The organism is Allobosea sp. Root483D1, assembly GCF_001429505.1.
Taxonomy (GTDB): Bacteria; Pseudomonadota; Alphaproteobacteria; order Rhizobiales; family Beijerinckiaceae; genus Allobosea.
Window position 1 is genome coordinate 434,399 of the sequence record NZ_LMJW01000022.1, and the last position, 13,322, is coordinate 447,720.

The 13,322-nt window shown below is 66.8% G+C and carries 15 protein-coding genes; 8 read left to right on the top strand and 7 right to left on the bottom strand.

Translation table 11 applies throughout. The features are described 5' to 3' along the window. Window positions 1-6: 6 nt before the first annotated feature. Window positions 7-381 carry a DUF2147 domain-containing protein gene (locus ASE66_RS24940; RefSeq protein WP_057193369.1) on the bottom strand — a complete coding sequence of 125 codons (375 nt, stop codon included), beginning with the start codon at window positions 379-381 and terminating at the stop codon, window positions 7-9. Between the two features lie 361 nt (window positions 382-742). Here ASE66_RS24940 and ASE66_RS24945 point away from each other — a divergent pair, with 361 nt between their 5' ends. Further along, a complete protein-coding gene (locus tag ASE66_RS24945; protein WP_082613718.1) occupies window positions 743-1,012 on the top strand; it encodes a hypothetical protein in 270 nt (89 codons plus the stop codon). 3 nt (window positions 1,013-1,015) lie between these two features. Here the strand turns inward: ASE66_RS24945 and ASE66_RS24950 are convergent, their stop codons facing one another. Then, window positions 1,016-1,558 (bottom strand): GNAT family N-acetyltransferase, encoded by a 543-nt coding sequence (locus tag ASE66_RS24950; protein ID WP_057192433.1) that lies wholly within the window; start codon window positions 1,556-1,558, stop codon window positions 1,016-1,018. Between the two features lie 277 nt (window positions 1,559-1,835). On the opposite strand from ASE66_RS24950, the gene ndk reads away from it, so the two are divergent. Next, on the top strand, window positions 1,836-2,258 hold the full coding sequence (gene ndk, locus ASE66_RS24955) for a nucleoside-diphosphate kinase (RefSeq protein WP_057192434.1): 423 nt from the start codon (window positions 1,836-1,838) through the stop codon (window positions 2,256-2,258). Between the two features lie 86 nt (window positions 2,259-2,344). On the opposite strand, the gene ASE66_RS24960 is transcribed toward ndk, so the two are convergent. Continuing rightward, window positions 2,345-3,169 (bottom strand): MipA/OmpV family protein, encoded by an 825-nt coding sequence (locus ASE66_RS24960; RefSeq protein WP_057192435.1) that lies wholly within the window; start codon window positions 3,167-3,169, stop codon window positions 2,345-2,347. Window positions 3,170-3,394: 225 nt separating this feature from the next. On the opposite strand from ASE66_RS24960, the gene ASE66_RS24965 reads away from it, so the two are divergent. Together ASE66_RS24965 and ASE66_RS24970 are read left to right on the top strand one after the other, a co-directional pair. Next, window positions 3,395-5,485 (top strand): molybdopterin-dependent oxidoreductase, encoded by a 2,091-nt coding sequence (locus ASE66_RS24965; RefSeq protein ID WP_057192436.1) that lies wholly within the window; start codon window positions 3,395-3,397, stop codon window positions 5,483-5,485. 111 nt (window positions 5,486-5,596) lie between these two features. Continuing rightward, window positions 5,597-5,968: a hypothetical protein gene (locus tag ASE66_RS24970; RefSeq protein ID WP_156412319.1), complete on the top strand. Its 372-nt coding sequence runs from the start codon at window positions 5,597-5,599 to the stop codon at window positions 5,966-5,968. Window positions 5,969-5,980: 12 nt separating this feature from the next. On the opposite strand, the gene ASE66_RS24975 is transcribed toward ASE66_RS24970, so the two are convergent. Then, window positions 5,981-6,697: a glutathione S-transferase family protein gene (locus tag ASE66_RS24975; protein WP_057192438.1), complete on the bottom strand. Its 717-nt coding sequence runs from the start codon at window positions 6,695-6,697 to the stop codon at window positions 5,981-5,983. A gap of 119 nt (window positions 6,698-6,816) precedes the next feature. Here ASE66_RS24975 and ASE66_RS24980 point away from each other — a divergent pair, with 119 nt between their 5' ends. Beyond that, complete coding sequence (locus ASE66_RS24980) at window positions 6,817-7,563, top strand: helix-turn-helix transcriptional regulator (RefSeq protein ID WP_057192439.1); 747 nt, start codon at window positions 6,817-6,819, stop codon at window positions 7,561-7,563. A 126-nt stretch (window positions 7,564-7,689) separates the two neighbouring features. Here the strand turns inward: ASE66_RS24980 and purN are convergent, their stop codons facing one another. After that, the gene (gene purN, locus ASE66_RS24985) at window positions 7,690-8,292 is read right to left on the bottom strand and encodes a phosphoribosylglycinamide formyltransferase (protein WP_413814292.1); all 603 of its coding nucleotides are present in this window, start codon (window positions 8,290-8,292) and stop codon (window positions 7,690-7,692) included. Between the two features lie 14 nt (window positions 8,293-8,306). After that, window positions 8,307-9,377 (bottom strand): phosphoribosylformylglycinamidine cyclo-ligase, encoded by a 1,071-nt coding sequence (gene purM / locus ASE66_RS24990; RefSeq protein WP_057192440.1) that lies wholly within the window; start codon window positions 9,375-9,377, stop codon window positions 8,307-8,309. A 134-nt stretch (window positions 9,378-9,511) separates the two neighbouring features. Between purM and ASE66_RS24995 the strand changes: the two genes are divergently transcribed. The 3 genes from ASE66_RS24995 (at window position 9,512) to ASE66_RS25005 (ending at window position 11,890) form a co-directional block, all read left to right on the top strand. Then, on the top strand, window positions 9,512-10,042 hold the full coding sequence (locus tag ASE66_RS24995; protein ID WP_057192441.1) for a CDP-alcohol phosphatidyltransferase family protein: 531 nt from the start codon (window positions 9,512-9,514) through the stop codon (window positions 10,040-10,042). A 68-nt stretch (window positions 10,043-10,110) separates the two neighbouring features. Then, entirely contained in the window at window positions 10,111-11,205 is a 1,095-nt protein-coding gene (locus ASE66_RS25000; RefSeq protein WP_057192442.1) for an AI-2E family transporter, read from the top strand. Further along, the gene (locus tag ASE66_RS25005) at window positions 11,192-11,890 is read left to right on the top strand and encodes a hypothetical protein (protein WP_057192443.1); all 699 of its coding nucleotides are present in this window, start codon (window positions 11,192-11,194) and stop codon (window positions 11,888-11,890) included. The genes ASE66_RS25000 and ASE66_RS25005 overlap by 14 nt, the downstream gene beginning before the upstream one ends. A 4-nt stretch (window positions 11,891-11,894) precedes the next feature. On the opposite strand, the gene ASE66_RS25010 is transcribed toward ASE66_RS25005, so the two are convergent. After that, complete coding sequence (locus ASE66_RS25010; RefSeq protein WP_244495057.1) at window positions 11,895-13,127, bottom strand: acyl-CoA desaturase; 1,233 nt, start codon at window positions 13,125-13,127, stop codon at window positions 11,895-11,897. Window positions 13,128-13,322 lie beyond the last annotated feature (195 nt).

The window sequence follows — 13,322 nt, forward strand, 5'->3', positions numbered from 1 at the left end:
TGTGCCTCAGTTGCTGCGCGACCACTTCACCGAGCGGCAGATCAGCCCGCCCAGCACGCAGCCGGCGGTGGTCAGCGTGTCGCCCGCGAGCGACATCGTGCCGGAATAGGTCTTGCCGTCTTCCGGGTTGAAGGCGCTGCCGTTCCATTTGCCGCCGGCAGCCGGCTTCATGTCGTAGAAGATGCGCTGGCCGAGCTTGGCCGGGCCGCTGGCGTCCTTCAGCCAGGAGATCGTGCCGCACACCGCCTCGCCGCATTTGGCAAAGCGCACCTTGGACGCGCCGGTGTCGCGCAGCCAGGTGCCGGTCACTTCCTGAGCGGAAGCCGGGACGGCGAAAGCGAGCAGCAGACCAGCGGCGGCGACGGTCGAGCGAAAGGCCATGGGTTCCTCCTCGTTGGTGGCGATCTCTGTCGCCATATGGTTCAGATGTAAACTATATCCGAGCCTGCGCCGGCTTCCAAGATGTCTCCTCACTGGTCGATGTTCACCGCGACGACCGTAGAGCAAGGTGAATCCAAGGTTGACATGCCCGTCGGGGCTCCGTTTGGATCGGTTTGAAATCGTTAGAGAATTCAGAACATGAGCCTGAATCGAATCTTGCTTTAACCGCTCGTTTGCGACTCGTTGAGCTTCGATTCATCTCAAAATTTAGCGGAGTGTTTTACCGCCTGGCACGAACCTCTCCTCACAAGCCGCCGCCTCCAAACGGGCCGGCATCGAAGGAAAACAGGGAGAGTTTGTCATGGCACGCATGGAAATGAGCGCGATCCCGGCCTCGCTGGCGATCCCGATGGAAGCCTCCGCCGACGCCTACTACGAGCTCGGCCTGATGCACGCCTCCGGCCGCTCCGGCCCGGTCGACCTGGTCGCCGCGCAGACCTGGTTCAATGTCGCCTTCGCCAAGGGCTGTGCCCGCGCCGCCTCCCACCGCAGCGAGCTGGCGCTGGAGATGAGCCGCGACGAGGTCGCCGAAGCGCTGCGCGAGGCGCGCCGCTTCCTGACCCGGCACTGAGTTTCAGCTTCGCAGCCGCGCCATCGTGAGCGCATCGGCATAGGCGCCGGCGCGGAAGGCATAGGCGCGCAGAAGACCCTCCGGCTCGAAGCCGAACTTGCGGTAGAGCGCGATAGCCACAGCATTGTCGGCGTAGACCGTCAACTCCAGCCGCTTCAGGCCGAACCAGTTGTCTGCGGCATCGACCAGTTCGCCGAGCAACGCTGTGCCGATGCCGGTGCCATGATGATCGTCATGCACGCCGATGCCGATATAGCCGACATGTGCCCTTCGGCCGCGATAGCGCTCGAAGCCGGCCTGGCCGACCAGCTCGCCGTCGCGTAGCGCGACGATGTTGAGCCCGTCGGTGTTCGGATCCTCCAGCCAGCGTCGCGTCACCTCCGTCCTTTGATAGGGCAGGCGCAAGGTTCCAGCGCGAAAGCTCGGCAGATTGACGAGCGCCGTCAGCGCTTCGAGATCGTCGTTGCGCGCAGCTCGGATCAATAGCCGACCAGAACCTGTCGGATTTTCCGCTTCCTCATGGTGTGCGACGCTTGCGGTGGTCATGTCTGCTCTCCGAGATAGCCGGGAGGCAGAATTCCATCGAACCCTGCTCGCCGCGGCAGGGTTTGCGAGGGATGATCGTGACGCGCTTAGCGCAACGCCGATCCCGCACACCCTTCCAGGTGCGTCGACATCAGGACTACGAGGGCGATCGCGGTGATCATGCCGCGGATCATAGCGGCGGATCGTACGCCGACAAGGCCGTCGCAGCCTTGTGGCCCGGGGAGGGCGCCGCTATAAGCGCGCCGCATTCCCCGATATTCCCGCAAGGATCACAACGATGGCTGTCCAGCGTACCTTCTCCATTCTCAAGCCCGATGCGACGAAGCGCAATCTCACCGGCGCGGTCAACGCGGTCATCGAGAAGGCCGGCCTGCGCATCGTCGCGCAGAAGCGCATCCAGATGACCACGGCTCAGGCGCAGACCTTCTACGCCGTCCACAAGGAGCGTCCCTTCTTCGGCGAGCTCGTCGAGTTCATGACCTCCGGCCCGGTCGTCGTGCAGGTCCTCGAGGGCGAGGACGCGATCGCCAAGTACCGCGAAGTGATGGGCGCCACCAACCCGGCCAACGCCGCCGAGGGCACCGTCCGCAAGCTCTTCGCCCAGTCGGTCGGCGAGAACACCGTGCACGGCTCGGATGCGCCGGAGACCGCCGCGATCGAGATCGCGCAGTTCTTCGCGGGCAACGAGATCGTCGGCTGAGCTGGCTTTCCTTCCCGGAAACGACGAAGGGCGGGTCCGCTGGACCCGCCCTTTTTCATATGCGCCGCTTGCGATGACGGCCGGGTTCAGAACCCCAGATCGATGGCGTAGCTCGCCGAGACACCGAAGGTGAGCGAGTCGCGGTCGCCGAAGGCCTTGACGATCGGCGCCTTCGCGGCGTCGCCCATCAGGCGCTTGTACTCGATATACGTCGTCGTCTGGAACTTGTCGGTCCAGTTGTAGGTCGCCTGCGCGATCGCGCCGACCGAATACACTCCGGCGTTGAAGCGCTGCAGGATGCCGCCATTGCCGGCCGTCGCGCCGCCGAAATAGGTGCGGATGTAATCGGCGCCGGCGATGCTCATGCGCGGGCCGATGCCGAGCGACCAGGGGCCGATGCGGTGGAAGACGTCGAGCTTGGCCTCGGCCATCATCGCGTCGTGGGCGACGATGCCGCGGCGCAGGTCGACACGGGCGCGCAGCCAGGAGGTCGGATAGAACTCGACGAAAGCGCCGGCCTCGGCGCCGAACTTGGTGTTAGGCACGCCCATGACGCGCAGCGCGATATTGGTGTCGGCCTTGCGTTCCCAGAGCAGATTGCCGGAGAAGCCGACGCGCCAGGCCTTGCCCGAGAAGAAGCCGATGCTGATCGCGTCGTCCTCGGAGGTCCACCAGGTGCTCTTGGTGCCGCGCGCCAGCGAGATGATCGGGCGCGGCCGGAAGACATAGTCGTTCGAGCCCATATAATCGGGCTGGTAGCGCAGCCCGGCGCCGAGCGTCAGGTGCCAGTTCTGGACCGGCTCGGGCGAGGTGTACTGGCTGTACTGCGGGGATTGTGCCTGCGCCGGCGCGCTCAGCGCGAGGGAAAGGCAGGCAGCTGCAAGGCCGGCGAGGAACGCAACGCAACGCATCGTCAAAACTCCGGCGCAGAAGCGCCTTGGACTACTCGGATGCGGTCAAATTGAATCATTAGTCTTAATCCGGAGTTGACGAGCGGCTGCCTGCGACATCGCTGCTCGTATGGCTGATGGCCCGGCCGAATCCCCAGCCGCCGGATAGGGCCACCTTGCCCCGCCGCAGCCGGGCAATGCAACGGTGCGCTTCCGCCGACCCTGGACCTGTTCTAGGAAGAGGGCATGACAGAGCTTCCCCGCATCGCGCGCCTGCCCTCGGTCTGCCCGCATGACTGCCCCTCGGCTTGTTCGCTCGAGGTCGAGGTCATCGACGGCAGGACGATCGGCCGGGTCCGCGGCAACAAGCGCCAGAGCTACACCGACGGCGTGATCTGCGCGAAGGTCGCCCGCTACGCCGAGCGCATCCATCATCCCGACCGGTTGCTGCATCCGCTGCGGCGCGCCGGGCCGAAGGGCTCGGGCGCCTTCGAGCGCATCTCCTGGGACGAGGCGCTGGACGAGATCTCCAGGCGTTTCCTGGCGATCGAGGCCGAGCACGGCGCCGAGGCGGTCTGGCCCTATTACTACGCCGGCACCATGGGCCTGGTGATGCGCGACGGCATCAACCGCCTGCGGCACGCCAAGCGCTACTCCGGCCAGTTTTCGACGATCTGCACCACCACGGCCTGGACCGGCTTCATCGCCGGCACCGGCCGGCTCGCCGGCCCTGATCCGCGCGAGATGGCGAAGTCGGATTGCGTCGTGATCTGGGGCACCAATCCGGTGCACACCCAGGTCAACGTCATGCACCACGCCGTCAAGGCGCGGAAGGAGCGGGGCGCCAAGATCGTCGCGATCGACATCTACCGCAACGCCACGCTCGACCAGGCCGATCTGGCGTTGGTGCTCAAGCCCGGCACGGACGGCGCGCTCGCTTGCGCCGTCATGCATGTACTCTTCCGCGACGGCCATGCCGATCGCGATTATCTCGCCCGCTTCGCCGATGCGCCGGACGAGCTGGAGGCGCATCTGTCCACCCGCACGCCGGAATGGGCGGCGGCGATCACCGGCCTCAGCGTCGCCGAGATCGAGGAATTCGCGACGCTCGTCGGCACGCGCAAGAAGAGCTTCTTCCGGCTCGGCTATGGCTTTGCCCGCCAGCGCAACGGCGTGGTCAACATCCATGCCGCCTCCTGCATCCCGACCGTGACCGGCGCCTGGCAGTACGAGGGCGGCGGCGCCTTCCACTCGAACAGCGGCATCTACAAATGGCGCAAGGGCCTGATCGAAGGTCTCGACAAGGTCGATCGCAATGTGCGCCAGCTCGATCAGTCGCAGATCGGCCGCGTGCTCACCGGCGATGCGCAGGCACTGCGCCAGGGCGGTCCCGTCAAGGCGCTGTTCATCCAGAACACCAATCCGGTGACGGTCGCGCCAGAGCAGGAGCTGGTGAAGCGCGGCTTTGCCCGCGACGACCTCTTCACCGTCGTGCATGAGCAGTTCATGACCGAGACGGCGCAGATGGCCGACATCGTACTGCCGGCGACGCAGTTCATGGAGCATGACGACCTCTACCAGGGCGGCGGCCACCAGCACATCATGTGGGGCGGCAAGCTCGTCGATCCGCCGGGCGAATGCCGCTCGAACCATGAGGTGATCTGCGCCTTGGCGCAGCGCCTCGGCGCCGAGCATCGCGGCTTTAGCATGACCCCGCGCGAGATCGTCGACTGGACGCTGCAGGAGACCGGCCGCGGTACGCTCGACGAGCTCGTCGCCAATGATTTCATCGACATCCAGCCGGATTTCGAGACGGCGCATTATCTCAAGGGCTTCGGCTGGCGGGATGGCAAGTTCCGCTTCAAGCCGGACTGGACCAAGGTGCCGAACAGCAACGCCGGCCTGGTCGGCCCGCATGAGAGTTTGCCCTCGCTGCCCGATCATTGGGCCGTGATCGAGCAGGCAGATGCAGAGCATCCGTTCCGGCTCGCCACCAGCCCGGCGCGCAACTTCCTGAATTCGAGCTTCACCGAGACACCGACCTCGCAGAAGAAGGAGGGCGCGCCGACGCTGATGCTGCATCCGGCCGATGCGGCTGCGCTCGGCATCGTCGCGGGCGATCATGTCGTCGTTGGCAACCGGCGCGGCACGGTCGAGCTCGACGCGGTGCTGTTCGACGGGTTGGTACGCGGCGTCGTCATCGCCGAATCGATCTGGCCGAACGGAGCTCACCGCGGCGGGCGCGGCATCAACACCATCACCGGTGCGGATTCGCCGGCGCCTTATGGTGGCGCCGCCTTCCACGACAACAAGGTCTGGATTCGCAAGGCGGTGTGACCTTTGCGTCATTGCTTTTTCGCTGGCGTTATGGACGATCCGCGCCCGGGCGACGGCATGGCCTGTCAGGGGAGATTCGGGTCTCCTGGGCTTGAGCCGCGGAAACGGACAGTGCGAACAATGATCAAGCGGCGGGTTGGTGCGGTCGTCTGGGCCGCTGGGTTGTCCCTGTTCTTGTCCGCCGGTGCGGCGCTGGCCGCCGGCAGCACGAGCGCGCTGCCGCCGCCGGATCCGACGGCGAAGAACCTGACGCCCTATATGATCCAGCTGCGCGCCTTCGACGCCTGTCTGGTCATTCAGTCGCGACTGATGAACACGACGCGCGAGGCGGTGCACACGCCGTGCAGCTGCTATGCCAAGGGCACGGTCAACGCCATGACCAAGGACGAGCTCCAGGCCTTCCGCGACACCGGCTATTTCAACGACACGGCCCGCGACAAGGGCTACGATTTCATCGACCGCTGCAAGCTGAAGCGGCCTTGATCGGCAGGCGGCTCACGCCGCCTTTGCCGCTTCGTCCTTGAAATAGCGCGAGCGCATGCGCCCGGCATAGGCAACGAGGTTGGCGTGCTCCTGCAGCGCGCCGCGGATCGGCGAGTCGAATATCTCGCACAGCCCCGCGATCATGAAGGCGCCGAGCGTCGCGTCGGCGCCGCTCGGGTCGGGGCCGGTGAGATAAGGTTTCCCGCCGAGGATGCCGGCAAGGGAGTCGAGGGCTCGCCGCGCCAGCTCCAGCCGCTCGGCGTCGCTGTGCCGGCCGATGCCGTGGCCATGCAGGTTGCGGCGGACCTTGCGCTTGATCATCGCGACGACCAGCGGCCGCAAGGGCGCCGGCACGGCGTCGAAGAAGCGGCGGGGCCCCCGATCGAAATTGGCGGGATTGGCCCAGCGCTCCTGCACCACCATCCAGTACATGTGGTCTTCGAGCATCTTCTCGACCGCCCAGGCGGTGCCGCGCTGCTCGGCGGAGAGGCCCTTGTCGAAGTCGATCCCATGTGCCTGTTCGAGATGCATGCGGATGAAGGTCGTGTCGGGGACGATTCTGTCGCCGTCGCGCAGCATTGGGAACTTGCCCTTCGGCGCCTTCTGCAGATTGCCACGCACGCGGGTGTAGGGCAGGCCGGACATCTCCATCAGGATGATGCCCTTCATGCAGAACGGGCTGGGGTCGGGCTGGCCGAAGGCGGGCCCGAACACGTGAAGCTCCAGCATTCGTCTCTTCCTTCGTGTTCGGCATGCAGCATGCTCTGCTGCCACGCTCCTGACATTTGATGTCAGGGCGGGTAGAGCAAGATCAGCTTACGCCATCTTCTTATAAGCGGAACCTCGCCATGCAGCGCGCTGAACGCTTGCTCGATCTGATTCAGGGGCTGCGCCGCCGGCGTCGCCCCGTCACCGCCGAGACGCTAGCCTCCGAGCTCGATGTCTCGGTCCGCACCGTCTATCGCGACATCGCCGCTTTGCTGCGCCAGGGCGTGCCGGTGCGCGGCGAGGCCGGCATCGGCTATGTCCTCGATGCCGGCTTCGATCTGCCGCCGCTGATGTTCTCGCCCGATGAGATCGAGGCCGTGCTGATCGGCATGCGCTGGCTCACCGAACGCGCCGACCCGACGCTGGCGCGTGCCGCCGAAGACGTCGTCGCCAAGGTCGCTGCGGTGCTGCCGCCGCACCTGCGTCCGATCCTGCTCGACGGCGCGCTGTTCGCACCGGCCTATTGCAAGGATTCCGCGATCGTCGATCAGGTCGACGCCGCCGCGATCCGCGCCGCGATCCGCAACGGGCGCAAGCTCGATATCACCTATCGCGACGAGGCCGGTGCGCAATCGCAGCGCATGATCTGGCCGATCGGCATGACCTTCTTCGACCGAGTCCGCGTCGTCATCGCCTGGTGCGAGCTCCGGCAGGCCTTCCGCCATTTCCGCACCGACCGCATCGCCGAGCTCACCGCCCGCGAAGAGCGCTATCCGGCCCGCCGTGCCGACCTGTTCCGGCGCTGGCAGAAGGAGGAGCAGGAGACCGCAGCTCGCCGGGCGATGGAGCAGCAGGCCCTGCAGGGGGAAACGGTGAGAGTGCAGTAGGCAAAGATGCGTCATGCGCAGGCTTGACCCGGGCATTTCAGGCCGGAGGAGGCGCTTGCTTGTGCCTTCTGGTCCTGAGATTCTCGGCTCTCCGCTTCGCTACGGCCGAGAATGACGTCTTCGGTTTCAAGTCTCGACCGCCGCCGCGTTCTCCAGCCGCGCCGCGCCGGACGCCACCAGCGCAAGCCCCTGCGGATAGATCCTGTGCTCCTGCTCCAGCACGCGCGCCGACAGGCTTGCCTCGTCGTCGCCGGGCAGGACCGGCACTTTCGCCTGCAGGATGGTCGGCCCGGCATCGAGCTCGGGCACGACGAAGTGGACCGTGCAGCCATGCTCGGCAACGCCGGCTTCCAGCGCCCGCGCATGGGTGTGCGTGCCGCGGAAATCGGGCAGCAGCGAGGGGTGGATGTTGATCAGCCGGCCCTGCCAGCGCGTCACGAACCAGGGCGTCAGCACGCGCATGAAGCCGGCGAGCACGATGAGCTCGATCCGGTGGGCCTGCAGGACCTCGTCGAGCGCGCGCTCGAAGGCTTCGCGATCCTTGCCGAAGGGGCGGTGGTCGACGGCGGCTGTAGCGATGCCGGAGGCGGCGGCCCGCTCCAGCCCGCCGGCATCCGGCAGGTTGGCGGCGACCAGCACGATCTCGGCCGGGAAATCGGCGGCCCTGGCCGCCTCGATCAGCGCGACCATGTTGGAGCCGCGCCCGGAGATCAGGATCGCGGTCCGCACCCGCCTTGCCGTGCTCACAGGGCGAGCTTGCCGCGATAGGCGACGGCTTCGTCGGCGCCGCGCGCCGTGACCTCGCCGAGCCGCACCGGCTTTTCGCCGGCCTCGGTGAGCGCCGCCATGACGGCCTCGGCCTGCGCGGCCTCGGCGACGACGATCATGCCGATGCCGCAGTTGAAGGTGCGCAGCATCTCGCGCTCGGCGACGCCGCCGACGCTGGCGAGCCAGCCGAACACCGGCGGCACGGGAATCGCCGGCAGGTCGATCGCGACGCCGAGATCGTCGGGCAGGACGCGCGGAATGTTGTCGGGGAAGCCGCCGCCGGTGATGTGGGCCAGCGCCTTGATGCCGGGCGCCGCTTTCAGCGCCTGCAGCAGGCTCTTCACATAGATCCGGGTCGGCTCCAGCAGCGCCTCGGCCAGCGTCTTGTCCGATGCGAAGGGGGCGGGTGCCTCCCAGGCGAGGCCCGAGAGGGCGACGATGCGGCGGACCAGCGAATAGCCGTTCGAATGCACCCCGGAGGAGGGCAGGCCGAGGACAACGTCGCCGGCCGAGAGATCGGCGCGCGGCAGCAAGGTCCCGCGCTCGGCCGCGCCGACGGCAAAGCCGGCGAGGTCGTAATCGCTGCCGGAATACATGCCCGGCATCTCGGCGGTCTCGCCGCCGATCAGGGCGCAGCCGGCCTGGCGGCAGCCCTCGGCGATGCCGCGGACGATCTCGACGCCGGCCTTCGGATCGAGCTTGCCGGTGGCGTAGTAGTCGAGGAAGAGCAGCGGCTCGGCGCCTTGGACGACGAGGTCGTTGACGCACATGGCGACGAGGTCGATGCCGATGGTCGAATGCCGGCCGCTTTCGATCGCGATCTTGACCTTGGTGCCGACGCCGTCATTGGCCGCGACCAGGATCGGATCGCTGAAGCCGGCGGCCTTCAGGTCGAACAATCCGCCGAAGCCGCCGATCTCGGCGTCGGCGCCGGGACGGCGCGTCGAGCGCACCAGCGGCTTGATCGCGTCGACCATGGCGTTGCCGGCATCGATGTCGACGCCCGCCTGCGCATAGGTCAGCCCGTTGGCGCCCGGTTTCGTCATCAGTGTTCGCTCCTTCGCTTCGCGAGCGAATAGGCAAGCGCAAGGCGGGGGGCAAGCCCTTCCGCGAAAGCGTTTCGCACTTCTCCCGCCCATGTTCTACCCTGAGCTGCGATTCAGCCGGCAGGTTTCCCGCGATGACGCTTCCGAACCTGATCACGATCGGCCGCCTGATTCTGGTGCCGCTGGTGATCGTCATGATCATCAACGGCCGCTGGGACGAGGCCTTCTTCCTGTTCGTCGCGGCCGGCGTCTCCGATGCGGTCGACGGTTTCATCGCCAAGCGCTTCGACATGAAGAGCGAGCTCGGCGCCTATCTCGATCCGCTCGCCGACAAGGCGCTGATCGTCTCGATCTACATCACCCTCGCCATCGTCGGCATCATCCCGGTCTGGCTGGTGATCGTCGTCGTCTCGCGCGACCTGATGATCGTCACGGCGGTGATCCTGTCCTGGCTGATGGAAAAGCCGGTGACGATCGCGCCGATCGTCGTCAGCAAGCTCAACACCGCCGCCCAGCTCGTTTTCGCGGCCCTGGTGCTCGGCTCGAAATCCTTCGACATCGATGCCGGCGCCATCATGCCGGTAGCGCAGATCATCGTCGCGGCCTTGACGCTCGCCTCCATGGGCGCCTACCTCGCCCTCTGGCTGCGGCATATGGCGGGCTGACCCAGAAGTTTGGATGATCCGGGGCGGATCACCATAATCAGGCGCCATAGTCATGTAGAGGCGAGTGCATGAGTCTTCAGCGTCAACTGCTCTTCTGGCTGCTCGCCCTGGCTATCCTCGTGCTTGGGCTGATGCTGTTCAGGGACGTGCTCCTGCCCTTCATCGCGGCGCTGGCGCTGGCCTATCTGCTCGATCCGCTCGCCGATCGGCTGGAGCGCTGGGGCCTCAGCCGGCTGACGGCGACGATCGCGATCCTCTGCCTGTTCCTGCTCGTCTTCATCGTCGGGCTGGTGCTGCTGGCGCCGCTGCTCAGCCAGCAGCTCGCCGGGCTGGTGGCGCGCCTGCCGGCCGATGCCGCCAAGCTGCAGGCGCTGATCATGGAGCGCGGCGCCCCGCTGATCGAGCGCTTCGGCGGCGCCAAGCTGGCCGAGGACGCGCAGAGCTCGCTCGGCAATCTCGTCGGCGAGGCGACGAAATGGGTTGGTGGGCTGCTCGGATCGCTCTGGTCGGGTGGTACCGCGATCATCGGCGTGTTCTCGCTGCTGGTGCTGACCCCCGTGATCGCCTTCTACCTGCTGGCCGACTGGGATCGCATGGTCGCGACGGTCGACAGCTGGCTGCCGCTCGACCATCGCGAGACGATCCGCGGCCTGCTGCACGAGATGGACGTCGCCATCGCCGGCTTCCTGCGCGGTCAGGCGCTGGTCTGCCTGCTGCTCGGGACGTTTTACGCGATCGGCCTGTCGTTGGTCGGCGTCAATTTTGGCGCGCTGATCGGCATCATCAGCGGCTTCCTGTCCTTCATTCCCTATGTCGGCTCGCTGACCGGGCTCGTGCTCTCGGTCGGTGTCGCGACCGTGCAGTTCTGGCCGGACTGGACGATGCCGCTGTTGACGCTCGCCGTCTTCGCCACCGGCCAGTTCATCGAGGGCAACATCCTGCAGCCCAAGCTCGTCGGCGACTCGATCGGCGTGCATCCGGTCTGGCTGATGTTCGCGCTGCTCGCTTTCGGCTCGCTCTTCGGCTTCGTCGGCCTGCTGCTCGCGGTGCCGCTGGCGGCTGTCATCGGCGTGCTCGCCCGCTTCGTGCTGCGGCAATACCTCTCCAGCCCCTATTATCGCGGCCGCACCGGCCAGGCGCCTAAGATTCATGCCGAGCCGTGAGCCGCCGGTGAAGCCGCGCCAGCTCGCCTTCGACCTGCCGGTCGACAGCCGGCACGGCGTCGAGGATTTCCTCGTCGGTCCCTCGAACGAACAGGCTTATGGGATGATCGAGAGCTGGCCGGGCTGGCCGGCGTCCTGGTTGCGCCTGGTCGGGCCGGAAGGGGCGGGCAAGACCCATCTCGCCGCGATCTGGGCGGCGCGCGCCCATGCCTGGACGCTGTCCGCGGAAGAGCTCGACGAGGCGAAGGTGCCGCATCTGGCCTCCGGCGGCGCGCTGGTGATCGAAGATTGCGATCGCGCTCCGCTCGACGAGCCGGCCCTGTTCCATCTGCTCAACGCCACCAAGGCGCGCGGCGGCACCGTCCTGCTGACGGCGCGGACCGAGCCGGGGCATTGGGGGCTTAAGGTGCCGGATCTGCTGTCGCGCCTGCGGCTGGCGCCGCAAGCCGAGATCGCGCCGCCGGACGACGCGCTGTTGCGTGCCCTGCTGGTCAAGCTCTTCGTCGACCGTCAGCTCATCGTCGACACCGGCACGATCGAGGCGCTGGCGCTCAGGATGGAGCGTTCCTTCGCGGCGGCGCGCGACCTCGTCGACGCGCTCGACAAACTCTCGCTCGAGCGTGGCCGGCGCGTCACCCGCGCCATGGCCACCGAGGTGGTCGCCTCGCTCTTCCCCGAGGAATAAGCGCTCAGGCCTTCGCCGTAGCCGCCGCCCCGGTCAGGCGGGCATGGACGGTCTCGATCAGGAGGTCGTGCGCCCGCGCCGCGATCGCGTCGAGCGACGGCGTCTTGACGAACATGGCGGCAGCCTTTTCGGCCAGCTCCTCGCGGCTCGGCAGGGTCGGCATGTGCCACTGCGCAATCGCGTCCTGCGCCTGCGCCTGCATCGCATGCAGTTGCTCGCTGGCCCGCGCCTGGAGGGCGGCGAGCGCCTCGCGGAACTCGGGCAGCGTCAGCGTCGGTAGGTGCAGCTCGGGCAGGCCGGGCACGTTGGCATAAGCGTCGCGCACGGATTGGACGATGCGCTCCACCGGGACGGAGGCGGCGAGCCGCTCGGCCGAGCGCTCGATCACGCGCGGCGGCAGCGCCTGCGAGCGCTCGACCACCGCCTGCGGCGGCGCCTTCAGATCCCAGGTCAGGCGCAGCTTCGACAGGCCGAGGATCAGGTAATAGGTCGGATCCCACTGCCACCAGCGAAAACCCTGGCGGACGCTGTACTGATAGGCGTGGTGGTTGTTGTGCCAGCCTTCGCCCATGGTGATGATCGCCAGCCACCAGTTGTTCCGGCTCTCGTCGCCGGTGACATAGTCCTTGTCGCCATGCACATGCGCCAGCGAGTTGATGCAGAAGGTGCCGTGGTAGACCGCGACCGTCGACCAGAAGAAGCCGACGAACAGCCCGCTCCAGCCATCGATGGCAAAGCAGATCAGTGCGAGCGCGAAGGCCGGCAGCAATTCGAACCGGTGCAGGAAGGTGAGCTCGGGGAAACGCGTCAGGTCGGTGACGGTCGAGGTGTCGCAGCGATCGTGGCCGTTGCTGAAGATCCAGCCGACATGGGAGTAGAAGAACGAGGTCAGCACCGGTGAGTGCACGTCGTGCTCGGTGTCGGAGAAGCGGTGGTGGTGCCGGTGCTTCGAGGCCCACCAGATCACGCTCTTCTGCGCCGTCGACTGGGCGAGGAGGGCGAGCAGGAACTGGCCGGCTCGGCTGGTCTTGTAGGTCCGGTGCGAGAAGTAGCGGTGGTAGCCGCCGGTCACCGCGAACATGCGCAGCCAGTACAGTCCGAAGGCGAGCCAGAGCGAGGTTGCGCTGACGCCGCTCCAGAGCGCACCGAAGCAGGCCAGATGCGCCAGCACGAAGGGAATGGCCGAGGGGTAGACGATATCGCCGTGGTCGTCGGCGTGCTGGTTCTGCGCTGACAAGTTCGCTCTCTGGACTAGGTCTGAAGGCATGCGGGATTCACATGCCGACCAAACAGCAGGGGCAGGGCGGGTGCAAGCGCCATGTGCGTTGATGAAATGTGACGTTTGGCCTCGCCTGTCATCGAACCGTCACGCTACGGTGGCTTCAAGGCGGGAGCGGCCGCAGCGGCTGCAAGCAAAACGACACACAGCACA

Coding starts and splice junctions, on each gene's coding strand:
- ASE66_RS24940 (WP_057193369.1), bottom strand. CDS start 381: ATGGCCTTTCGCTCGACCGTCGCCGCCGCTGGTCTGCTGCTCGCTTTC.
- ASE66_RS24945 (WP_082613718.1), top strand. CDS start 743: ATGGCACGCATGGAAATGAGCGCGATCCCGGCCTCGCTGGCGATCCCG.
- ASE66_RS24950 (WP_057192433.1), bottom strand. CDS start 1,558: ATGACCACCGCAAGCGTCGCACACCATGAGGAAGCGGAAAATCCGACA.
- ndk (WP_057192434.1), top strand. CDS start 1,836: ATGGCTGTCCAGCGTACCTTCTCCATTCTCAAGCCCGATGCGACGAAG.
- ASE66_RS24960 (WP_057192435.1), bottom strand. CDS start 3,169: ATGCGTTGCGTTGCGTTCCTCGCCGGCCTTGCAGCTGCCTGCCTTTCC.
- ASE66_RS24965 (WP_057192436.1), top strand. CDS start 3,395: ATGACAGAGCTTCCCCGCATCGCGCGCCTGCCCTCGGTCTGCCCGCAT.
- ASE66_RS24975 (WP_057192438.1), bottom strand. CDS start 6,697: ATGCTGGAGCTTCACGTGTTCGGGCCCGCCTTCGGCCAGCCCGACCCC.
- ASE66_RS24980 (WP_057192439.1), top strand. CDS start 6,817: ATGCAGCGCGCTGAACGCTTGCTCGATCTGATTCAGGGGCTGCGCCGC.
- purM (WP_057192440.1), bottom strand. CDS start 9,377: ATGACGAAACCGGGCGCCAACGGGCTGACCTATGCGCAGGCGGGCGTC.
- ASE66_RS24995 (WP_057192441.1), top strand. CDS start 9,512: ATGACGCTTCCGAACCTGATCACGATCGGCCGCCTGATTCTGGTGCCG.
- ASE66_RS25000 (WP_057192442.1), top strand. CDS start 10,111: ATGAGTCTTCAGCGTCAACTGCTCTTCTGGCTGCTCGCCCTGGCTATC.
- ASE66_RS25005 (WP_057192443.1), top strand. CDS start 11,192: ATGCCGAGCCGTGAGCCGCCGGTGAAGCCGCGCCAGCTCGCCTTCGAC.